Genomic DNA, 21,834 nt, shown 5'->3' with positions numbered 1-21,834 from the left:
AAAATCAAATAAGGGCCACTAGCATCTTTAAACTAGCAACCCTTATTCCTTACCTAGTAAGTACGAACTGGTAAAATTAATTGAATAATTGAATCATCATTTACTGTACGAATTAAGAACGGTCTCATCGCCCCAGTAAAACTAACTTTAATCTCTGTACTATCCAAGGCTTTCAATGCATCCATCATATATTTTGCACTAAAAGATATTTTTAACTCTTCTCCATCCACTTTTTCACATTGTACTTCTTCGACAACTTTTCCGATTTCTGGTGAATTCGAAGAAATCTCTAGCATTTCTTGCTCTAAAGTTGATAATTTGACAACGTTATTGCGGCCATCTCTCGCTAATAGTGAAGCACGATCAATTGCTTGTAGGAATTCTTTTGTATTCACAAAAATATCCGTTTTACTCTCTGCTGGAATTAAACGTGTTGTATCTGGATAATTTCCTTCTAACAATCTTGAGAAGAATAATAAATGTTTTGTACGGAATAATACTTGATACTCCGTAATAACGATATCCACCATTTCTTCAGACTCATCTAGAATCTTACTTAATTCATTTAAGCTCTTACCTGGGATAACAACATTAGCTTGAAATTCATCTGCAATATTATGTCCTTCGATTTTCGCTTTTCGAAGTGCTAGTCTATGACTATCTGTTGCAATACAAGTTAACTCGCTGTTATATACCTTCCAGTTTACACCTGTCAAGATTGGTCTTGTTTCAGAAGTAGAAACTGCAAATACAGTTTGTCTGATCATATGCTTAAGTAAATCTGTTGGTATCTTAAATACATGATGTTCTTCAATCTGTGGTAATAACGGATATTCTGCAGAATCTAAACCATTTAAGTTGAATTCTGATTTTCCAGATTTTATTTTTGTCATAAAATGATTTTCCACAGAAATTTCGACAGTATCTTTAGGTAGTTTTTTTACAATCTCACTAAAATATTTTGCTTGTAAAACAATGCTTCCTGATTGAGCTATTTCTACGATTTCTTTTCCATTTTCTTCGACAGGAATAAACGATTCAATAGAAATATCAGCATCGCTTCCTGTTAATGTAACCCCTTCTTCAGTAGCTACAACTTTAATTCCCGTAAGGATAGGGATTGTTGTACGAGAAGAAACTGCCTTCATTACATCTTGTACACCTCTTACAAGATAGTCTTTTTGTATTGTAAAACGCATAAAGAAAAACCTCCGGTAAGTATAAGATTTTATTTAATTAATAAAGATAAAAAAATAGTAGTAATAGTAATAGGGCTTGTGGATATGTGGATAACCCCTTTGAAGGATGTAAAAACAGTCTATCTACATGTGGATAGACTGTGCGTAAAACAAGGTAAGTTATTCACACTATTCAGCTACTACTTTAAAATACCATTAATTTCTTCAACTTGCTTTTGTAATTGCGTATCGGTTTTTAGTAGTTTAGAAATTTTTTCATGGGCATGGATAACTGTTGTATGATCACGTCCACCAAATTCTTCACCTATTTTTGGTAAAGAGGAATCCGTAAGTTCGCGTGATAAATACATTGCAATTTGGCGAGGAAACGCAACTGATTTTGTGCGTTTTTTCGCTTTAAAATCTTCTAATTTTACTTGATAAACGTCTCCGACAGCTTTTTGAATATCATAAATAGAGATAATTTTCGGCTTAGAATTTGGAATAATATCTTTAAGTGCTTCAGCTGCTAAATCAGCATTAATATCTTTATTAATTAAAGATGAATAAGCTACAACTCGGATAAGTGCACCTTCTAATTCACGAATATTTGAATCAATTTGATTTGCGATATAAAGCATAACTTCATTTGGTATATCAAGCCCTTCAGCTTTTGCCTTTTTGCGTAAAATTGCAATTCGTGTCTCTAAATCTGGCGGCGTAATATCTGTAATAAGTCCCCATTCAAAGCGAGAACGAAGACGATCTTCTAAAGTTGGAATTTCTTTTGGTGGTCGATCACTAGAAATTACAATTTGTTTACTTTCTTCGTGTAATGCATTAAATGTATGGAAAAACTCTTCTTGAGTTTGTTCTTTTCCAGCAAGAAATTGAATATCATCTATCAATAAAACATCTACGTTGCGATATTTATTACGAAAATCAACAGCTTTATTATCACGAATAGAGTTAATAAATTCATTCGTGAATTTTTCTGATGATAAATATACAACTTTTGCATTTGGATTATGTTCAATTACATAATGACCAATTGCGTGCATTAAATGCGTCTTTCCAAGCCCAACTCCCCCGTAAATAAAGAGTGGATTATACGCTTTAGCTGGCGCCTCGGCTACAGCTAATGAAGCTGCATGGGCAAAACGGTTACCAGAGCCGATAACAAATGTATCAAATGTATATTTTGGATTTAACATGCTCTGTGGTAAATGAGCTGAATCATCTTGTGCTGGATTCCGCTTAACTGGAGGAAGATCAATGTCCTCTTCCGATTGACTTTGGGGAATAATAAAGCGAATTGCTAATTTTGCCCCTGTTAAATCGTATAGTGTTTCCGAAATTAGTTCTGAGTAATGAGATTCTAGCCAGTCACGAGCAAATTCATTTGGAGCTGTAATCGTTAATACGTCTTTCTTCAAGTTATGAGCCGTTGTTGATTTTAACCATGTTTCATAACTAGGCTTGCTTACCTTTTTTTCTAATTCTTTTAAGGCACTATTCCATAAATCAGAGATATTTTCCAAAGGTGTCCCTCCTTTACTAAGATGGTAAAAGAATAAGGTTGCGCAACAAATGTACAACCTAATAAATATAAAATGTATATTTATACGAAACGTATTTTAAAACCTAAAAACGTCGTTTGTATATGAGATAGGGTTTTCGACAAAAAAAGCAAATGTGGACAACTATTTACCCACATGTGATTAAAACTGTCCACATGTTATACACAAATTGTGGATAAGATAAAGGTATGGAAAACTTATTCAAAGTGAAAACACAACTATAATATCAAAAAAAAGTGGCTATAGCAATGAATTTAAGAAAGTTATCCACAAAATCAATACCTTGTGGAATAAACTTGTCCACAACACGATATACTGTGTAAAAGTGGGAAAAAAGTTTGTGGATATAAAAAACGTGAAAAAACATTTATCCACAAGGAAATATAGATGCTGTGAAAAAGTATGTGAATAGGTTCAAAATGAATATTTGATGAAAATTTCTAGAACCATTGACATTTTCCTAGTTAATTAACTATAATTTATAGGACTGTCTTTAACAGATATTCCTCAGGGAGGTGTCATATAATGAAAAGAACTTACCAACCAAATAAACGTAAGCGCAGCAAAGTACATGGTTTCCGCAGCCGTATGAGCACAGCGAACGGACGTAAAGTGCTAGCAGCTCGTCGTCGTAAAGGAAGAAAAGTATTATCTGCGTAGACCACTGATCGTTCAGTGGTCTTTTTTTCTAATAATAGTGAATTTCCGCTGATGAAATACAGGAGTGTCAATTGATATGAAGAAAAAACATCGTATAAAGAAGAATGATGAATTCCAGGCGGTTTTTCAAAAAGGAAAATCAAATGCGAATCGTCAGTTTGTTGTATACCAATTAGATAAAGAAGAACAGCCAAACTTTCGCATCGGCCTTTCTGTTAGCAAGAAAATAGGAAATGCAGTAGTTCGTAATCGAATTAAGCGCATGGTCCGTCAGGCTATTACAGAGTTAAAAGATGAGATAGATTCTGGAAAAGATTTTGTTATAATAGCAAGGAAGCCTTGTGCAGAGATGACATATGAAGAAGTAAAGAAAAGCTTAATTCATGTCTTTAAACGCTCTGGTATGAAAAGAATAAAAAAGTAGCGTAAGGAAATGAATTACACTATATACATACCGATACAAGGAGGAGTAGGCTTTGAAAAAGAAATTAGGTTTACTAGCCATGGTCGTTGCATTAATGGCGATTGCCACCGGTTGTAGTGAAACGGGTCAGCCGATTACATCGAAAAGTACTGGGATTTGGAATGAATATTTCGTATATCCACTTTCTCAGTTAATCACGTATTTTGCCGACTTATTTAACAGTAATTACGGTTTAGCAATTGTTATTACAACTCTTATCATTCGTTTTGCATTATTACCATTAATGATTAAACAAACGAAGAGTACAAAGGCAATGCAAGCGTTACAACCAGAAATGGTGAAGTTAAAAGAGAAATATAGTTCTAAAGATCAAGCAACGCAGCAAAAACTACAACAAGAAATGATGCAGTTATATCAAAAGAATGGTGTAAATCCATTGGCAGGATGTTTACCGATATTTGTTCAGATGCCTATTTTATTCGCGTTTTATCATGCGATTATGAGAACAACAGCAATTAGTGAACATACATTTTTATGGTTTGATTTAGGACAGGCAGATCCGTTCTATATCTTACCAGTTGTTGCGGCAATTACGACATTTATTCAGCAAAAGCTTGCAATGGCAGGAACAGCTGGTCAAAATCCGCAAATGGCAATGATGCTTTGGCTTATGCCGATTATGATTTTAATCTTTGCAATTAACTTCCCAGCTGCATTATCACTTTACTGGGTTGTTGGTAATATCTTTGGTATTGCTCAAATGTACTTTATCAAAGGGCCAGAGATTAAGGCTAACAAAGCTGGAGGCTCAAGCAAGTGAGTATAATTACTGCTAAAGGACAAACAGTCGAGCTGGCAGTAGAGGATGCTTTAAGGCAATTAAACACATCAAAAGATCGAGTAGATATAAATATTGTCGATGAGGGTAAAAGAGGGTTCTTAGGTTTATTTGGGAATCGTCCTGCAGTAGTAGAAGTTGTATTGAAGAAAGATCCAATTCAGGAATGTGAAGAATATTTAAGAAATGTTATTCACAATATGGGTGTGGAAGTTGAAATTAGTAAAATTGTAAAAGGACGCGAGATTGAATTTACAATTTCTGGTGATGATGTAGGAGTTTTAATTGGAAAAAGAGGTAATACATTGAACTCTTTACAGTATTTAACAAAACTTGTCGCAAATCGTAACACGAAGCAGTATATCGGTATTACACTAGATGCTGAAAATTATCGTAGTAAAAGAAAAAGTACGTTAGAATCACTTTCTTATCGATTAGCGAAACAAGTATCTAATACGAAAAAAAGAGTTATTTTAGAACCGATGCCATCTTTTGAACGAAAAATTATTCATCAGGCATTATCAAATCATCAAGGTATCAAAACAACTTCTGAAGGAAATGAACCACATCGGCATGTTGTAATATCTCCTAAATGACCGGTTGCTCAAATGAGTGCCGGTTTTTTTGAGCGAAAAATAGATGTGGATAACTAAAAAACACTAAACTTATCCACTGTGAATAAGTTTAGTGTTTTTTACATGGGGATATAATAAAATGAGTTATTCTTCTTTTGTAGATAGGTTCGTTATGGTATCCTAATAATTTAGTGAAAGAAATAATCATGTTGAAATAGAGATAAATAAGCAAGTGAGGTGAAAGGACATGGAATTTGATACAATTGCTGCGATTTCCACAGCGCTTGGAGAGGGTGCAATTGCCATTGTTCGAGTAAGTGGGGATGATGCGGTGGAGAAAGTTGACCGTATTTTTAAAGGGAAGGATTTAACAGAGGTTTCTTCTCATACTATTCATTATGGTCATATCGTTGATTTAGATACAAATCAAGTTATTGAAGAAGTTATGGTGTCTATTATGCGCGCACCGAGGACTTTTACACGTGAAAATATAGTGGAAATTAACTGTCATGGCGGACTTGTTTCAGTAAATAAAGTATTGCAACTTATTCTAGCGCAAGGAGTACGATTGGCAGAACCGGGCGAATTTACAAAACGTGCTTTTTTAAATGGACGTATCGATTTATCACAAGCAGAAGCTGTTATGGATTTGATTCGAGCAAAAACAGATCGTGCGATGAATGTAGCAATTAATCAAATGGAAGGGCGATTATCTAAATTAATTGGTCGCTTACGTCAAGAAATATTAGAAACATTAGCTCATGTTGAGGTAAATATAGATTATCCAGAATACGATGATGTAGAAGAGATGACACATAATATTTTAATTGAGAAAGCAACGCATGTTCGTTCGGAAATCGAAAAAATATTAGAAACATCAAAACAAGGGAAAATCTTACGTGAAGGTATTGCTACAGCAATTATCGGTAGGCCTAATGTTGGAAAATCATCGTTATTAAATAGCCTTGTTCAGGAGAAAAAAGCAATTGTAACTGATATTGCAGGAACAACTCGTGATGTTATTGAAGAGTACGTTAATGTGCGTGGCGTACCTCTTAAACTTATAGATACAGCCGGTATTCGTGAGACAGAAGATGTTGTTGAACGAATTGGTGTGGAGCGTTCAAAAGAAATGATGAGCCAAGCAGATTTAGTATTAGTTGTTGTCAACTATAGCGAGGCTTTAACAAATGAGGATGAAGATCTATTCCATGCGGTACAAGGAAAAGACTTTATTGTTATTGTGAATAAGACTGATTTACCGCAAGCGATTGATATGGAACGTGTTACAGAGTTAGCCGAGGGAAATCGTGTTATTACAACATCCTTAATTGAGGAACAAGGAATAGATGAACTCGAAAAGGCAATAGCTGATTTATTCTTTGAAGGAACAATCGATTCTACAGATATGACATATGTTTCTAATGCGAGACATATTGGATTATTAACACAAGCGGGACAAACAATCGGTGATGCAATTGAGGCAATAGAAAATGGTGTACCAATTGATATGGTGCAAATTGATTTAACAAGAACGTGGGAAATACTTGGTGAAATTACTGGTGACACAGTCCATGAAAGCCTAATTGACCAGTTGTTCTCTCAATTTTGTTTAGGAAAATAATATAGTGATGTTTTAGAAAGATAGAGATTATTAGGAGGAATAAACAATGGGATACAATGCCGGTTCATACGATGTCATAGTAATCGGTGCAGGTCATGCAGGATGTGAAGCTGGTCTTGCGGCAGCACGAATGGGCTCAAAAACATTAATGTTAACAATTAACTTAGATATGGTAGCATTCATGCCATGTAACCCTTCTGTTGGTGGACCAGCAAAAGGGATTGTTGTTCGTGAAATTGATGCATTAGGCGGAGAAATGGGACGTAATATTGATAAAACTCATATTCAAATGCGTATGCTAAATACAGGTAAGGGTCCAGCTGTACGTGCACTTCGAGCGCAAGCTGATAAATTCTCTTACCAACATGAATTGAAGAAAACAATTGAAGAAACACCAAACTTAACGTTGTTCCAAGGAATGGTAGAGCGTTTAATCGTTGAAGAAGGTATATGTAAAGGGGTAGTTACACAAGCTGGTGCAGAATATACAGCGAAAACCGTTGTAATTACGACTGGAACATTTTTACGTGGCGAGATTATCATGGGCGATTTAAAATATTCAAGCGGTCCAAATAATCAACAACCGTCTATTACATTATCTGAGCATTTAGAGGAGCTTGGATTTGATCTTGTTAGATTTAAAACAGGGACACCTCCGCGTGTAAACAGTAATACAATTGACTACAGTAAAACAGAAATTCAACCAGGTGATGATAAGCCGCGTTCGTTCTCTTTTGAAACAACGAAATTTATTATGGATCAAATTCCATGTTGGTTGACATATACAAGTACAGAAACACACCGTTTAATAGATGAAAATTTACATCGTTCAGCTATGTATTCTGGTATGATTAAAGGAACAGGCCCTAGGTACTGTCCTTCTATTGAAGACAAAGTAGTAAGATTTAATGACAAACCACGTCATCAAATTTTCTTAGAGCCAGAAGGGCGTAATACACAAGAAGTATATGTACAAGGTTTATCCACAAGCCTACCAGAAGATGTACAACGTGACATGCTTAGAACAATTCCTGGCCTAGAAAATGTTGAAATGATGCGCACAGGTTATGCGATTGAATATGATGCAATTGTGCCAACACAATTATGGCCAACACTTGAAACGAAAAAGATTAAAAATTTATATACAGCAGGACAAATTAATGGAACTTCTGGTTACGAAGAGGCGGCAGGACAAGGGCTTATGGCTGGGATTAATGCAGCATGCCGTTCTTTAGGTAAAAAAGAAGTTGTTTTAGGCCGCGAGGATGCTTATATTGGTGTCTTAATTGATGATCTTGTAACGAAAGGTACAAATGAACCATATCGTTTATTAACGTCTCGTGCAGAATACCGTCTATTATTACGCCACGATAATGCTGATCTTCGTTTAACTGAAGTTGGTCGTGAAATTGGATTAATTAAAGAAGAGCGATATGAGCGATTTACAAATAAAAAATTACAAATTGAACAGGAAAAGGAACGTTTAAGCAGCATTATTATTAAACCACGTCCTGAAGTTCAAGAATTAATTCGCAATATTGGCGGAAGTGAATTGAAAGATGGAATACGTGCAAGTGACTTATTACGTCGTCCAGAGATGACATATGAGCATATTCATCTTTTAGTACCAAGTGAAGTAGAATTAAGTGATGAAGTTACAGAACAAGTTGAAATTCAGATTAAGTACGAAGGATATATTGAAAAATCTTTACAGCAAGTAGAGCGAATGAAGAAAATGGAGAGTAAAAAAATCCCTGTAGATATTGATTATGACGCGATTTCTAGCCTTGCTTCAGAAGCTAGACAGAAATTGAAAGATGTTCGTCCACTTTCAATGGGGCAGGCTTCACGTATTTCTGGCGTAAATCCAGCGGATATTTCCATTTTACTTGTGTATATAGAACAAGGAAAAATTGCGCGCGTATCGAACCAATAACATAGTAAGGAGATATTGCTAGATGAACATAGAACAATTTCAATCTATGCTAGAAGAGAAGGGAATCACCCTCTCTTCTAGACAATTAGAGCAGTTCAAAATCTACTTTGAAACATTAGTAGAGTGGAATGAAAAAATGAACTTAACGGCTATTACAGAAAAAGAAGAAGTATACTTAAAACACTTTTTTGATTCCATTACAGCTGCTTTTTATTATGATTTTTCAAAACCATTCTCAATTTGTGATGTTGGTGCAGGGGCTGGATTCCCAAGTATTCCTTTAAAAATCTGTTTCCCGCACTTAAAAGTAACAATTGTAGATTCATTGCAAAAACGTATTAATTTCTTAAATCACTTAGCACAAAAGTTAGAATTAAGTGATGTTGCATTTTGTCATGATCGTGCTGAAACATTTGGGAAAAAAGAAGGTGTACGTGAATCATACGATATTGTAATGGCACGTGCAGTTGCGCGTCTTTCTGTATTAAGTGAGCTATGTTTACCACTTGTAAAAGTTGGAGGAACATTCATTGCAATGAAAGGTGCAGCAGCAAACGAAGAAATCGAAAATGGCAAGTATGCTTTAGAGGTTCTAGGCGGAGAGTTAAAAGAGATGTCTACGTTCCAATTACCGTTTGAAGAGAGTGAACGTAATATTTTATTAATCGAGAAAAAGCGCAAGACACCAAAGAAATATCCACGCAAACCGGGAACACCCAATAAATTACCTATTGAAAAATAAATCTTATTAGACGTAAGATTAAATTATATAAATGAAAACGTAAATGTTTCATAGGAAACATTTTATGGAGAATAGTCAATAGGCCTAAAAGGTGGTGGAATATGTATGAAAAATACGTTTTCTCGTTTATTTGGCTTTGGAGATAAAGAGAGCGAATTCGAATTACAAGACGAAAGCCATGAAGAGATAGATAAAAAGGTATATGAGGAAATACAAGAAATTCCGATAGTAAATATTACCCCTAACCGTTATCAACCAAGAACAGTTTTTGATGATGCGCGTATTGATGAGCTAGCATTAACGATTCGTACACATGGACTTATTCAGCCGATTGTTGTAAGGCAATATGAGGACGATAAGTATGAGATTATTGCTGGAGAAAGACGTTTTCGCGCGGCAACAAAGTTAGGTTGGGAAAAGGTTCCTGCAATTATAAAGAACTTAAATGATACAGAGACAGCTTCTGTAGCTTTAATTGAAAACTTGCAACGTGAGGAACTAACGGCAATCGAGGAAGCTGTGGCATATCAAAAGCTGATTGAGTTACATAATTTAACACAAGAAGCATTGGCACAACGACTTGGAAAAGGACAATCTACAATCGCAAATAAGTTGCGATTGTTAAAGTTGCCTGAAGAAATAAAAAGTGCATTATTAGAAAAAAGCATTACAGAACGTCATGCCCGCGCTCTCATTCCTTTAAAAAATGAGGAATTACAACTGAAGGTTTTACAGGAAATTGTGGAGAAACAACTGAATGTAAAGCAAACAGAAGAACGAATTGCGAAGTTACTAGAGGAAGCAAAACCGAAGCGTAAGGCAAAGCAAAAAGCAGTAAGTCGAGATACGAGGATTGCTATGAATACAATTAGACAATCTTTACAAATGGTTACTGAAAGTGGTTTAAATGTTAATTCTGAGGAAGAAGAATTTGATGAGTACTATCAAATTACAATTAAAATTCCAAAGAAAAAATAATAATGACGTGTTAGAGACCTTATCCTATTGGAGAGGTCTCTTTTACTATATTTTCTTGTTAAATGAAGAAGGAGTTTAGAAATAAATTTTGAAGTTTAATAAAGGACGTAAAAGAAAAAGTTTTATTTCATGTTACAATAAACGTAATTGTTACTAGAATAAGATAGAAAGGTTGAAAGTAGGTGACATCATGGGAAAAATCATTGCTATTGCTAATCAAAAAGGCGGTGTTGGAAAAACCACAACATCTGTTAATTTAGGGGCTGGATTGGCGCAAGTAGGTAAAAAAGTCCTTCTTGTAGATATTGATGCTCAAGGAAATGCAACGACTGGTGTGGGAATTGAAAAATCTGAATTAGATCAATGTATTTACAACGTTCTTGTGGAAGATGCAGATGTTCAAGGGGTTATACAGAAAACCGCAACTGAAAACTTAGATGTTCTACCCGCTACAATTCAATTGGCTGGTGCTGAAATTGAATTGGTACCGACTATTTCCCGGGAAGTACGTTTGCAAAGAGCATTACAGCCAGTTCGTGATGAATATGATTATATTATTATCGACTGTCCCCCGTCTTTAGGGTTATTAACGATTAATGCATTAACAGCAGCAGATTCTGTTATTATTCCTGTACAGTGTGAATATTATGCACTAGAAGGATTAAGTCAGCTATTAAATACAGTTCGACTTGTACAAAAACATTTAAATAAAAATTTAGCAATTCAAGGCGTATTGTTAACAATGTTGGATGCTCGTACAAATTTAGGGATCCAAGTTATAGATGAAGTGAAAAAGTATTTTAGGGATAAAGTATATCGCTCGATTATTCCGCGTAATGTACGCTTGAGCGAGGCTCCAAGTCATGGGAAACCTATTATGCAGTATGACGCTAAATCAAGAGGAGCAGAAGTATATATAGATTTAGCAGAGGAAGTGATTGCAGGTGGCTAAAGGATTAGGAAGAGGAATTAATGTGTTTTTTCCTGATTTAGATGTGAAAGAAGAGGAAACAATTCAGGAGATTATTGTAACTGAATTAAGGCCAAATCCATATCAACCGCGTAAACACTTTAATAAAGAGGCTATTCAGGAATTAGCAATTTCGATTAAGGAACACGGTATTCTACAACCATTAATTGCTAGAAAGAGTATTAAAGGATATGAAATCGTTGCAGGTGAAAGACGATTTCGTGCTGCAAAAGAGGCTGGTTTAGAAAAGGTACCTGCGGTTGTAAGACAATTAACTGAACAGCAAATGATGGAATTTGCTTTGTTAGAAAACTTACAACGAGAAGATTTAAATCCTATGGAAGAGGCAATGGCATACCAGATGTTAATGAATGAGCTAAATGTAACGCAAGAACAATTAGCGAAACGTCTTGGCAAAAGCAGACCTTACATTGCAAATTATACTCGGTTATTAAGCCTCCCTTCGTTCGTCCAAGATATGATTGCAAATGGTCAACTTTCAATGGCTCATGGGAGAACTTTACTTACGATAAAAGACGAAGAACAATTGAAGTCCTTATTGAAACGCATTGAAAAAGAAGGATTAAATGTTCGTCAATTAGAGAAAATCGTCCAAGAGATTAATCAACACGTTTCACGTGAAACAAAAAAAGTGAAAAAAGAGCGAAATATATTTTTCGTAGAACGTGAAACGTTCTTAAGAGAAAAGTTTGGCACAGATGTGAAAATTAAAGAGACGAAAAAAGAAAAAGGTAAAATCGAAATTGAATTTTTTAATAAAGAAGATTTAAATCGTATTTTAGAACTATTAGCACAGAAAAATTAAAAAGCAAACCATCTTATTATTTATAGATGGTTTGCTTTTTTTAATGCGGATAATTTTTGATCCGTCTCTTTTATACTTTGTGCGATTACATCAGCCATTTTCATGACTAAACTTAATCTTGTATTTTGAAGAACGAAAAACTCCATAAACCCATTTAGATTGACGATACCGTGTATATGCAGATCACCAACTGCAGGTAATTTCTTATTCATAGCAGCACCCGGTTTACTAGGACCCTTTCCAGTAGTGATTGACCCAATATTTTGGGACTTTCCTAAACATGCATCAACAGCAATTATAAATGCAGTAGGATGTTTTTTCTGTATATTCTGAATTTTTTCTTCTAAATTTAGTGCATGTACTGGCTCATCTAGTGTACCGAATATTTGGAGGTTTTTGATGTCTATTTGTTCAAGTTTTGTACCAACTAACGGGCCGAGTGCGTCACCTGTAGAACGATCTGTTCCGATACAAACGAGAATGAGTGGTATATTAGTTTTAATAGGAATATGGGTAAGTAAGAAATTACTGATTATCTCAGAGGCTTCTAGATCTTGGTGCATAACGTTTTGAGTTTCTTTCTCAAAAAATGGTAAGCGAAAACTTCCAATGTTCATGAAGCACCCATCCTTTTAATAAATTTTCAATATATGTTATATGGTGAGAAAAATGGAAAGCTATAAGTGCGTAATTTTTGCAAAATGTGAATGAAAACGGAAATAATAGTACTAGTATATATATATTCGTTCCATTTTATACCTGAATGGCGGGGATAAAATAGGATTAAAATCATAAAATTTTTTCAGCAATTAGAGGACTTCTGATACAATAATAAGGATAACTAAAAAGAAATTTTAGCTAGAGAGGTAGAGGTACATGGATTTATTAACGAAGTGGTTTAATTCTACGAAACAGTATTTATTAGATGCTGATCGTTGGGCTCATATTGGAGTTGCGACATTAAAAATATGTATTATTTTAACAATTGGTGCAGTTGTTGTGCGAATTGCAAGAGCGGTTGTACGAAATGCGTTTCGTATGGGGAGTCGTTCTCCAATTCAAATTTCAGAACGTCGTACAGTTACAGTGGCGAAATTACTTGAAAATATTGTAGCGTATGTTGTTATGTTCATTATGCTAATTGCGATTTTAGGTGTGTTTGATATTAATGCATCAGGTTTATTAGCGGGTGCTGGGGTAATTGGTTTAGCAGTCGGATTTGGTGCTCAAAGTTTAGTGAAAGACGTTATTACAGGTTTATTTATTTTGCTAGAAGATCAGTTTTCAGTTGGCGATTATGTTAAAATCGGTCAATTTGAAGGAGTCGTTTTAGAAATTGGACTTCGTACAACGAAAGTAAAGAGTTGGACAGGTGAAATTCATACTTTACCAAATGGAAGTATTATTCAAGTTACTAACTATTCAGTTAGTAATAGTGTAGCGTTTGTTGATGTATCTATTTCATATGAGGCTGATATTGCGAAAGCAGAACAGGTTATTGAAGATTTATTAGTAGAGTTACCTTCAAAGTATGAAAAAATGGTAACAACACCTCAATTATTAGGTGTGCAAACGTTAGCTGCATCAGAAGTTATATTACGCGTTATCGCTGAAGTAGAGCCGATGCAACATGCAGTTATTGCAAGGGCACTTCGTAAAGAGATTAAAAATCGTCTTGATTTACATGGAATTGAAATTCCATATCCACGTATGGTTTTATACAATCGTGAAGAATTGGTTAGTGGAAAAGCAATTTAGTATGGAGAGGAGTTTGAAGAGTGGAGCAAAAGGAATATAACTTGTACGATGTTGTGGAAATGAAGAAAGCACATCCATGTGGCGAGAATCGTTGGAAAATTATTCGTATGGGAATGGATATCCGCATTAAGTGCGAGGGATGTGACCATTCAGTAATGATTACTCGAAGAGAGTTTGATCGTAAGGTGAAAAAAATACTTGTGAAGCACGAAGAATAGAGGGAGAGTAACAGTTACAGTAGGTAACTGTTACTTTTTTTCGTTTGGCGGAAACTTGTCATTTTTTTCGTTACTATCTATAATGATGAAAGATTGAGACATAGGAGTGAAAAATATGGGATTAACGGCTGGGATTGTTGGATTACCTAACGTAGGTAAGTCCACTTTATTTAATGCAATTACACAAGCAGGAGCAGAATCTGCAAACTATCCATTCTGTACAATTGATCCAAACGTAGGGATTGTAGAAGTACCAGATGAGCGTTTAAATAAATTAACGGAATTAGTAGAACCGAAAAAGACTGTTCCGACTGTATTTGAGTTTACTGATATTGCAGGTATCGTAAAAGGTGCTAGTAAAGGTGAAGGTTTAGGGAATAAATTCTTATCTCACATTCGTCAAGTAGATGCAATTTGCCAAGTTGTTCGTTGTTTTGAAGACGAAAATATTACGCACGTTTCAGGGAAAGTAGATCCAATTGATGATATCGAAACAATCAACTTAGAGCTAATTTTAGCGGACTTAGAGTCTGTTGATAAGCGTATCGAGCGTGTTGCGAAATTAGCAAGACAAAAAGATAAAGAAGCTGTATATGAGCATGAAATTTTAGTTCGTTTAAAAGAGGCTTTTGAAGAGGGGAAACCGGCTCGTACTGTTGAATTTACAGAAGAGCAGATGAAGATTGTTAAAGGCCTTCATTTACTTACAACAAAAGAAATGTTATACGTAGCGAACGTAAGTGAAGACGATGTTATCGATCCTTCGGAAAATAAATACGTACAAATGGTAAAAGAATTTGCAGAAAATGAAAATTCTCAAGTAATCGTTGTATGTGCAAAAATCGAATCAGAAATCGCTGAATTAGACGAGGAAGAGAAAAAAGTATTCCTTGAAGAACTAGGTATTGAAGAGTCTGGTTTAGATCAATTAATTCGTGCAGCATATGACTTATTAGGACTTGCTACTTACTTTACAGCTGGCGTTCAAGAAGTACGTGCTTGGACATTTAAACAAGGTATGAAGGCACCACAATGTGCTGGTGTTATTCATACAGACTTTGAGCGTGGATTTATTCGTGCAGAAACAGTTTCTTACGATGACTTAATGACAAACGGTTCTATGACAGCTGCAAAAGAAGCTGGAAAAGTACGTTTAGAAGGAAAAGAGTATATCGTAAAAGACGGAGATGTTATGCACTTCCGTTTTAACGTTTAATCTAATATTTCCTAGGAAAAATAAAGATATGAGCTTGGCGAATATATTATATGTTTGCCAAGTTTTTTATGTATTGGTGAGTTGATTCATATAACTTACTATGATATAATCTAAACTCGTGAGTAATTACTATAAATTAATTGCTCCTTGCCCATTATGGGCCGTTTAGACCAAAAGGAGGTGAAAGTGTAATGAGAAAGTACGAAATTATGTACATCATTCGTCCTGGCGTTGAAGAAGAAGCTCAAAAAGCTTTAGTTGAACGTTTTGCAGGTGTTTTAACAAACAATGGTGCAGAAATCATTAACACGAAAGAGTGGGGTAAGCGTCGTTTAGCTTACGAAATCAACGACTTACGTGAAGGTTTCTACATGATCTTAAACGTGAACTCTAACGCAGAAGCGATTAACGAATTCGACCGTTTAGCTAAGATCAACGAAGACATCCTTCGTCATATCGTTGTTAAAGAAGAAGAAAAATAATTGATATATAAGGGAGAGTGGTTCGATTGATGAATCGTGTTATCCTCGTTGGTCGTTTAACTAAGGACCCTGACTTACGTTACACGCCCAATGGTGTTGCAGTAGCTACTTTTACGTTAGCTGTGAATCGCGCATTTGCGAATCAACAAGGTGAGCGTGAAGCTGACTTTATTAATTGTGTAATATGGCGTAAACAAGCAGAAAACGTAGCAAATTATTTGAAAAAAGGAAGCTTAGCAGGCGTAGATGGACGTCTTCAAACTCGTAATTACGATGGACAAGACGGTAAACGTGTATATGTAACAGAAGTTCTTGCGGAAAGCGTACAATTTTTAGAGCCGCGTAATGGCGGTGGGGAGCAACGTGGTTCATTCAATCAGCAACCATCAGGAGCTGGTTTCGGTAACCAAGGCTCTAACCCATTTGGTCAATCTAGTAATTCAGGTAACCAAGGTAATCAAGGGAACTCTGGATTTACGAAGAATGACGATCCATTTTCAAATGTAGGTCAACCGATCGACATTTCCGACGACGATTTACCGTTCTAATACAGTAAATTTGTTAGTTTTAACAAAGAATGGAGGGAAATAGACATGGCAGGACGCAAAGGTGGACGTGCGAAACGTCGTAAGGTGTGTTTCTTCACAGCTAACGGCATCACTCGCATTGACTATAAAGATGTTGATTTATTAAAACGTTTCGTTTCTGAGCGTGGTAAAATTTTACCTCGTCGTGTAACAGGGACAAGCGCAAAATACCAACGCAAACTTACAGTTGCAATTAAACGTGCTCGTCAAATGGCACTTTTACCATATGTTGGTGAATAATAGCGTATGAAATGCACAGTAGAGTCGGACTCTACTGTGCATTTTGCTATGCTTTTCTTTTTTGAAAGAGAGGTTAAAATGTGAAACAAACAAAGTTTATTACAGAAGGCGCAGCGTTATTAGCTATATATGTAATTTTATTGCTTATATCTATGTATGTTCCGATTTTAGGTACTGTTGTAACTTTTGCGTTGCCGTTACCATTTATACTATTAACGATAAGACATAAACTATCTAATGTGCTCGTGATTTTTGTAGCAGCACTTTTTGTTACTATTATTGTGAGTCAACCTATGAATTTAGTGAAGACAACTATGTTTGGATTGATAGGGATTGTTTTAGGGTATATGTATAAAACAAGAAAAAAGCCAGTGGAAATCTTAATAGCGGGGACGCTTGCATACTTAATTGGTTTTGTACTTATTTATGTTGCGAGTATAAAGTTTTTCAACATAGATATAATGAAGCAAATGCAAAGTGTGTTTAGTGAAAGTATGGTGCAAAGTGAAAAGATAGTAAGTGCTATAGGTATGCCGATTAGTAAGGAACAAAAAGAGTTACTTACACAAATGAATGATATATTACAATCGTTATTTCCAAGTATACTTGTTCTAGTTTCAGTATGTTTTTCTTGGATTACAGTGATAATATCAGGTAGTGTTTTGAAAAAGTTAAAACATGACATTATACCTTGGCCTAAATTTAAAGATCTACAATTACCAAAGAGTATTGTTTGGTATTACGTTATATTTATTTTGTTAGCAACTTTTATAAAAGTAGATCCAACATCATATTTACATATGGTATTTTCTAACCTATATGTCATATTTGCACTATTGCTTGTATTGCAAGGGCTTACATTCATTTCCTTTTTAGCGTATAGAAAAGGTTTTACTAAAGGGGTTCCTATTATTAGTTTTATTGTATGCATGTTTATTCCGATGCTGTTTCCTCTTGTGACAATCTTAGGTATAATTGACTTAGGGATTTCGTTGCGTTCTAAAATAGGGGAATAAAATAATATTCCTTATACTATTTTAATCTGTTTAACTAACTGGAAGGTGAGTTAGTTTTACTTTATAGGAGTTGTATACATGCCTGAATTTGATAAGAAACAGTGGTTTTTATATCCTGTTTATGTATTGGCATTTTTTGTGTTTATGCTCATTTCAATTCTCTGTTATTTTCATTTAATTATGGGGATAGCTGCTTTTATCATTTTTTGTATCGTGTTCTTTATCGTTATACGATTTGAACTTAATTTTCAAAGGAATTTCGAAAAGCATACGACAGATATGATTACGAGGGTAAAGAAAGTCAGTAATGAAGCATTTAACCAAATGCCGATTGGTATTTTGTTATACAATAAGGATTACGGGATTGATTGGGCAAATCCTTATTTATCTTCATGCCTGGGACAGCATGCGTTAGCTGGATGGCACCTTTACGATGTATCAGAAACATTACTTCTTTTCATTAAAGGAGAAACTTCTGATGATATAGTCTCTTTAAATAATCGAAAGTTTCGCGTTTTTGTAAGGAAAGAAGAAAAGTTAATTTATTTCTTTGATGTAACAGAACAAACGGAAATCGAAAAGATGTATGAGGATCAACGCACTGTTTTAGCTGTAATTTATTTGGATAATTATGATGAAGTTACACAAGGATTAGATGATCAATTACGTACGAATATAACAAGTCTTGTGACATCGCGACTAAATGAATGGGCACTTAAGTATGGTGCGTATTTAAAACGTGCATCTTCAGAAAGATTCTTCGTTGTGCTAAATGAAAGTATTCTGACGCAGATGGAGAAAGGGAAATTTATTATTTTAGATCAGGTGCGTGAAGAAACATCTAAAAGGAATATACCACTTACATTAAGTGTAGGTGTCGGATCAGGTGATTTACCTTTGTCAGAGCTTGGGGCAATGGCTCAATCTGGTTTAGACCTTGCGCTTGGGCGCGGTGGAGACCAAGTAGCTATTAAACAAGCGACAGGTAAAGTTAAGTTCTATGGAGGTAAGACAAATCCCGTTGAAAAGCGTACCCGTGTACGTGCTAGGGTCATTTCGCATGCGTTAAAGGATTTAGTATTAGAAAGTAGTAATGTCATTATCATGGGGCATAGGGCTCCTGATATGGACGCAATTGGTGCTGCGATTGGTATTTTAAAAGTGGCTCAATTAAACGAGCGTAAAGGATATATTGTATTAGATGAAAATGATTCTGATAAGGGAATTAAACGCTTGATGGACAAAGTGAAACAAAATGAGGAGTTATGGTCTCATTTTATTACTCCAGAGCAAGCGATGGAATTTGCAAATGATGAGTCGTTACTTGTTGTTGTTGATACGCATAAACCTTCTATGGTGATGGAGCAAAAACTGTTACATAAAATTGAAAATGTAGTAGTTATTGATCATCATCGTCGTGGGGAAGATTTTATTGAAGACCCATTGCTAGTTTATATGGAACCATATGCTTCTTCCACGGCAGAATTGGTTACAGAATTACTTGAGTATCAACCTAAAAATTTAAAGATGACAATGCTAGAAGCGACGGCATTGTTAGCAGGTATTATTGTCGACACGAAAAGTTTCACATTCCGGACAGGGGCTCGTACATTTGATGCTGCTTCTTATTTACGCTCACATGGTGCAGATACTGTACTTGTACAAGAACTTTTAAAGGAAGATATGGATCAGTATTTACGGGTTGCAAAAGCTATAAAAAATGCGTACATTTATAAAAATGGAATTGCGATTGCTAAAGTTGATAGTGATGATTACTACGATCAAGTGCTTATTGCGCAATCGGCAGACACGTTATTAACGATGACAGGGGTTATTGCATCATTTGTTGTTGCGAAACGTGGTGAGAATCTCATTGGAATTAGCAGCAGGTCTTTAGGTGAAGTGAATGTGCAGCTAATTATGGAAAACTTAGGCGGTGGAGGGCATTTGACTAATGCAGCCACACAAATGAAAAATGTTACAGTAGATGAAGCTGAGGAGAAGCTTCGATTTGTTATTGATGACTATTTACAGGGAGGCACACAATCATGAAAGTAATTTTTCTAAAAGACGTAAAAGGTAAAGGTAAAAAAGGAGAAATAAAAAACGTACCGGATGGCTATGCAAATAACTTCTTACTAAAACAAGGATTAGCTGCTGAAGCAACAAATAGCAGTATGAAAACTTTAGAAGCTCAAAAGCGTAAAGAAGAAAAAGATGCAGCAGCAGAGCTTGAAAATGCAAAAGAGTTAAAAGAGACTTTAGAGAAATTAACTGTAGAATTAAAGGCGAAATCTGGAGAAGGTGGCCGTTTATTCGGTTCTATTACGAGCAAACAAATCGTAGATGCGATGCAAAAATCACATAAAATTAAACTTGATAAACGTAAATTTGAAATGGATGATGCAATTCGTGCATTAGGCTACACAAATGTAACAGTGAAATTGCATCCGCAAGTAACAGCGACAGTAAAAGTTCATGTTAGTGAACAATAAAAATAAATTAAGCAAGGAGGATTGCGTATGAGTGATGTACTTGCTGATCGTACCCCTCCGCATAATATAGAGGCCGAGCAGGCGGTTTTAGGTGCCATATTAATTGATCAAGATGCGTTAACGTCAGCATCGGAGTTATTGGTACCTGATTCATTCTATCGAACAAAACATCAAAAGATTTTTGAGGTCATGCTTGGATTATCTGATAAAGGAGAACCGATCGACTTAGTAATAATGACATCAGCGATGGCTGATCAAGGATTACTAGAAGAAGTTGGTGGAGTGTCTTATCTAGCAGAGTTAGCAGAAGTTGTTCCAACAGCTGCTAACGTTGAATATTATGCACGTATCATTGCTGAAAAGGCACTTTTACGCCGTTTAATTCGAACAGCGACTCATATAGTGTCGGATGGATACGAGAGAGAAGATGACGTGGACGGCCTTTTAAATGAGGCCGAGAAAAAAATATTAGAAGTATCCCATCAAACGAATGCAAAAGCATTTCAAAATATTAAAGATGTTCTTGTGGATGCTTATGATAAAATTGAACTTTTGCATAATCAAAAAGGTGAAGTTACTGGGATACCAACTGGATTTACTGAATTAGATAAGATGACGGCAGGTTTCCAGCGAAATGATTTAATCATTGTAGCAGCACGTCCGTCAGTAGGGAAAACTGCATTTTCATTAAATATCGCACAAAACGTAGCGACGAAAACGGATGAAAATGTAGCGATTTTTAGCTTGGAGATGGGCTCCGATCAGCTTGTTATGCGTATGCTTTGTGCAGAAGGAAATATCGATGCGCAAAGACTTCGTACCGGGTCACTAACTTCTGATGATTGGGCGAAATTAACAATGGCGATGGGGAGTCTTTCAAATGCCGGTATATATATTGATGATACACCGGGAATTAAGGTAAATGAGATTCGAGCAAAATGTCGTAGACTAAAGCAAGAACAAGGTCTTGGAATGGTTTTAATTGACTACTTACAGCTTATTCAAGGAAGTGGGAAATCAGGTGAGAACCGTCAGCAGGAAGTATCTGAGATTTCTCGTACTTTAAAAGGGATTGCACGTGAATTGCAAGTGCCTGTTATTGCCTTATCACAGTTATCTCGTGGTGTAGAATCTCGTCAGGATAAACGCCCGATGATGTCTGATATTCGTGAATCTGGAAGTATTGAGCAGGATGCTGATATTGTAGCTTTCCTATATCGTGAAGATTACTATGACCGTGAAACGGAAAATAAAAATACGATTGAAATTATCATTGCAAAGCAACGTAACGGTCCAGTAGGTTCAGTGGAACTTGCATTCGTCAAAGAGTTCAATAAGTTCGTTAACTTAGAACGACGCTTTGAGGATGGGGCATAAAGGCAGTATAAAAAAGAAACACATTTCTTATAATAAGATGTGTTTCTTTTTTTATTGTGTAAAGATAAGGCTTTCATAAGGTGAAAACATAATTCTTACGAACGAAAATGATTT

At 35.5% G+C, this 21,834-nt stretch carries 23 protein-coding genes; 20 read left to right on the top strand and 3 right to left on the bottom strand.

Features of this window, described 5'->3' with window-relative positions; all coding sequences use genetic code 11:
* Positions 1 to 53: 53 nt before the first annotated feature.
* Complete coding sequence (gene dnaN, locus OXT04_RS23540) at positions 54 to 1,199, bottom strand: DNA polymerase III subunit beta (RefSeq protein ID WP_001212886.1); 1,146 nt, start codon at positions 1,197 to 1,199, stop codon at positions 54 to 56.
* Positions 1,200 to 1,378: 179 nt separating this feature from the next.
* A complete protein-coding gene (gene dnaA, locus OXT04_RS23535; RefSeq protein WP_000428028.1) occupies positions 1,379 to 2,719 on the bottom strand; it encodes a chromosomal replication initiator protein DnaA in 1,341 nt (446 codons plus the stop codon).
* Positions 2,720 to 3,283: 564 nt separating this feature from the next.
* On the opposite strand from dnaA, the gene rpmH reads away from it, so the two are divergent.
* The 10 genes from rpmH to spo0J all read left to right on the top strand — a co-directional run bounded on the left by rpmH (position 3,284) and on the right by spo0J (position 12,331).
* Positions 3,284 to 3,418 carry a 50S ribosomal protein L34 gene (gene rpmH, locus OXT04_RS23530; protein ID WP_000831901.1) on the top strand — a complete coding sequence of 45 codons (135 nt, stop codon included), beginning with the start codon at positions 3,284 to 3,286 and terminating at the stop codon, positions 3,416 to 3,418.
* A gap of 76 nt (positions 3,419 to 3,494) precedes the next feature.
* Positions 3,495 to 3,842 (top strand): ribonuclease P protein component, encoded by a 348-nt coding sequence (gene rnpA / locus OXT04_RS23525; RefSeq protein WP_000726621.1) that lies wholly within the window; start codon positions 3,495 to 3,497, stop codon positions 3,840 to 3,842.
* 52 nt (positions 3,843 to 3,894) lie between these two features.
* Positions 3,895 to 4,662 carry a YidC family membrane integrase SpoIIIJ gene (gene spoIIIJ / locus OXT04_RS23520; protein WP_000727740.1) on the top strand — a complete coding sequence of 256 codons (768 nt, stop codon included), beginning with the start codon at positions 3,895 to 3,897 and terminating at the stop codon, positions 4,660 to 4,662.
* Positions 4,659 to 5,276 (top strand): RNA-binding cell elongation regulator Jag/EloR, encoded by a 618-nt coding sequence (gene jag / locus OXT04_RS23515; RefSeq protein WP_000022795.1) that lies wholly within the window; start codon positions 4,659 to 4,661, stop codon positions 5,274 to 5,276. Before spoIIIJ ends, jag begins: the two co-directional genes overlap by 4 nt.
* A gap of 226 nt (positions 5,277 to 5,502) precedes the next feature.
* Positions 5,503 to 6,879, top strand: a complete 1,377-nt coding sequence (mnmE, locus tag OXT04_RS23510) for a tRNA uridine-5-carboxymethylaminomethyl(34) synthesis GTPase MnmE (RefSeq protein WP_000393762.1) — start codon at positions 5,503 to 5,505, stop codon at positions 6,877 to 6,879.
* 46 nt (positions 6,880 to 6,925) lie between these two features.
* Entirely contained in the window at positions 6,926 to 8,815 is a 1,890-nt protein-coding gene (gene mnmG, locus OXT04_RS23505) for a tRNA uridine-5-carboxymethylaminomethyl(34) synthesis enzyme MnmG (protein ID WP_000541052.1), read from the top strand.
* Positions 8,816 to 8,837: 22 nt separating this feature from the next.
* Positions 8,838 to 9,557 carry a 16S rRNA (guanine(527)-N(7))-methyltransferase RsmG gene (gene rsmG / locus OXT04_RS23500; RefSeq protein ID WP_001019628.1) on the top strand — a complete coding sequence of 240 codons (720 nt, stop codon included), beginning with the start codon at positions 8,838 to 8,840 and terminating at the stop codon, positions 9,555 to 9,557.
* Between the two features lie 105 nt (positions 9,558 to 9,662).
* Positions 9,663 to 10,535 (top strand): nucleoid occlusion protein, encoded by an 873-nt coding sequence (noc, locus tag OXT04_RS23495; RefSeq protein WP_000799016.1) that lies wholly within the window; start codon positions 9,663 to 9,665, stop codon positions 10,533 to 10,535.
* A gap of 190 nt (positions 10,536 to 10,725) precedes the next feature.
* Positions 10,726 to 11,487: a sporulation initiation inhibitor protein Soj gene (soj, locus tag OXT04_RS23490; RefSeq protein ID WP_000516114.1), complete on the top strand. Its 762-nt coding sequence runs from the start codon at positions 10,726 to 10,728 to the stop codon at positions 11,485 to 11,487.
* Positions 11,480 to 12,331: a stage 0 sporulation protein Spo0J gene (gene spo0J, locus OXT04_RS23485; RefSeq protein WP_078400658.1), complete on the top strand. Its 852-nt coding sequence runs from the start codon at positions 11,480 to 11,482 to the stop codon at positions 12,329 to 12,331. The genes soj and spo0J overlap by 8 nt, the downstream gene beginning before the upstream one ends.
* A 20-nt stretch (positions 12,332 to 12,351) precedes the next feature.
* Here spo0J and yyaC read toward each other — a convergent pair whose 3' ends face one another.
* On the bottom strand, positions 12,352 to 12,948 hold the full coding sequence (gene yyaC / locus OXT04_RS23480) for a spore protease YyaC (RefSeq protein ID WP_001020709.1): 597 nt from the start codon (positions 12,946 to 12,948) through the stop codon (positions 12,352 to 12,354).
* Positions 12,949 to 13,207: 259 nt separating this feature from the next.
* Between yyaC and OXT04_RS23475 the strand changes: the two genes are divergently transcribed.
* The 10 genes from OXT04_RS23475 (at position 13,208) to dnaB (ending at position 21,720) form a co-directional block, all read left to right on the top strand.
* Positions 13,208 to 14,089: a mechanosensitive ion channel family protein gene (locus OXT04_RS23475; protein ID WP_000365115.1), complete on the top strand. Its 882-nt coding sequence runs from the start codon at positions 13,208 to 13,210 to the stop codon at positions 14,087 to 14,089.
* Positions 14,090 to 14,109: 20 nt separating this feature from the next.
* Entirely contained in the window at positions 14,110 to 14,307 is a 198-nt protein-coding gene (locus OXT04_RS23470) for a DUF951 domain-containing protein (protein WP_000435486.1), read from the top strand.
* Positions 14,308 to 14,422: 115 nt separating this feature from the next.
* Positions 14,423 to 15,523 carry a redox-regulated ATPase YchF gene (gene ychF, locus OXT04_RS23465; protein ID WP_000524670.1) on the top strand — a complete coding sequence of 367 codons (1,101 nt, stop codon included), beginning with the start codon at positions 14,423 to 14,425 and terminating at the stop codon, positions 15,521 to 15,523.
* Between the two features lie 191 nt (positions 15,524 to 15,714).
* Entirely contained in the window at positions 15,715 to 16,005 is a 291-nt protein-coding gene (gene rpsF / locus OXT04_RS23460) for a 30S ribosomal protein S6 (protein WP_001233781.1), read from the top strand.
* Positions 16,006 to 16,031: 26 nt separating this feature from the next.
* Positions 16,032 to 16,553, top strand: coding sequence for a single-stranded DNA-binding protein (ssb, locus tag OXT04_RS23455; protein ID WP_002094213.1), 522 nt, complete (start codon positions 16,032 to 16,034; stop codon positions 16,551 to 16,553).
* A 45-nt stretch (positions 16,554 to 16,598) separates the two neighbouring features.
* Entirely contained in the window at positions 16,599 to 16,832 is a 234-nt protein-coding gene (gene rpsR, locus OXT04_RS23450) for a 30S ribosomal protein S18 (protein WP_000918873.1), read from the top strand.
* A gap of 80 nt (positions 16,833 to 16,912) precedes the next feature.
* Positions 16,913 to 17,848: a YybS family protein gene (locus OXT04_RS23445; RefSeq protein WP_023523631.1), complete on the top strand. Its 936-nt coding sequence runs from the start codon at positions 16,913 to 16,915 to the stop codon at positions 17,846 to 17,848.
* A gap of 78 nt (positions 17,849 to 17,926) precedes the next feature.
* The gene (locus tag OXT04_RS23440) at positions 17,927 to 19,900 is read left to right on the top strand and encodes a DHH family phosphoesterase (RefSeq protein WP_267417940.1); all 1,974 of its coding nucleotides are present in this window, start codon (positions 17,927 to 17,929) and stop codon (positions 19,898 to 19,900) included.
* Positions 19,897 to 20,343, top strand: coding sequence for a 50S ribosomal protein L9 (gene rplI, locus OXT04_RS23435; RefSeq protein WP_000864223.1), 447 nt, complete (start codon positions 19,897 to 19,899; stop codon positions 20,341 to 20,343). The genes OXT04_RS23440 and rplI overlap by 4 nt, the downstream gene beginning before the upstream one ends.
* Before the next feature lie 27 nt (positions 20,344 to 20,370).
* Entirely contained in the window at positions 20,371 to 21,720 is a 1,350-nt protein-coding gene (gene dnaB, locus OXT04_RS23430; RefSeq protein WP_001286147.1) for a replicative DNA helicase, read from the top strand.
* Positions 21,721 to 21,834 lie beyond the last annotated feature (114 nt).

This window comes from Bacillus sp. GC_Bacil_1 (assembly GCF_026540675.1).
GTDB lineage: Bacteria > Bacillota > Bacilli > Bacillales > Bacillaceae_G > Bacillus_A > Bacillus_A cereus.
The sequence above is the reverse complement of the archived record's forward strand: the minus strand, read 5'-3'. Positions and strand labels throughout refer to the sequence as shown.

Coding starts and splice junctions, on each gene's coding strand:
- dnaN (WP_001212886.1), bottom strand. CDS start 1,199: ATGCGTTTTACAATACAAAAAGACTATCTTGTAAGAGGTGTACAAGAT.
- rpmH (WP_000831901.1), top strand. CDS start 3,284: ATGAAAAGAACTTACCAACCAAATAAACGTAAGCGCAGCAAAGTACAT.
- rnpA (WP_000726621.1), top strand. CDS start 3,495: ATGAAGAAAAAACATCGTATAAAGAAGAATGATGAATTCCAGGCGGTT.
- mnmE (WP_000393762.1), top strand. CDS start 5,503: ATGGAATTTGATACAATTGCTGCGATTTCCACAGCGCTTGGAGAGGGT.
- mnmG (WP_000541052.1), top strand. CDS start 6,926: ATGGGATACAATGCCGGTTCATACGATGTCATAGTAATCGGTGCAGGT.
- rsmG (WP_001019628.1), top strand. CDS start 8,838: ATGAACATAGAACAATTTCAATCTATGCTAGAAGAGAAGGGAATCACC.
- noc (WP_000799016.1), top strand. CDS start 9,663: ATGAAAAATACGTTTTCTCGTTTATTTGGCTTTGGAGATAAAGAGAGC.
- soj (WP_000516114.1), top strand. CDS start 10,726: ATGGGAAAAATCATTGCTATTGCTAATCAAAAAGGCGGTGTTGGAAAA.
- yyaC (WP_001020709.1), bottom strand. CDS start 12,948: ATGAACATTGGAAGTTTTCGCTTACCATTTTTTGAGAAAGAAACTCAA.
- OXT04_RS23475 (WP_000365115.1), top strand. CDS start 13,208: ATGGATTTATTAACGAAGTGGTTTAATTCTACGAAACAGTATTTATTA.
- ychF (WP_000524670.1), top strand. CDS start 14,423: ATGGGATTAACGGCTGGGATTGTTGGATTACCTAACGTAGGTAAGTCC.
- rpsF (WP_001233781.1), top strand. CDS start 15,715: ATGAGAAAGTACGAAATTATGTACATCATTCGTCCTGGCGTTGAAGAA.
- rpsR (WP_000918873.1), top strand. CDS start 16,599: ATGGCAGGACGCAAAGGTGGACGTGCGAAACGTCGTAAGGTGTGTTTC.
- OXT04_RS23440 (WP_267417940.1), top strand. CDS start 17,927: ATGCCTGAATTTGATAAGAAACAGTGGTTTTTATATCCTGTTTATGTA.
- rplI (WP_000864223.1), top strand. CDS start 19,897: ATGAAAGTAATTTTTCTAAAAGACGTAAAAGGTAAAGGTAAAAAAGGA.
- dnaB (WP_001286147.1), top strand. CDS start 20,371: ATGAGTGATGTACTTGCTGATCGTACCCCTCCGCATAATATAGAGGCC.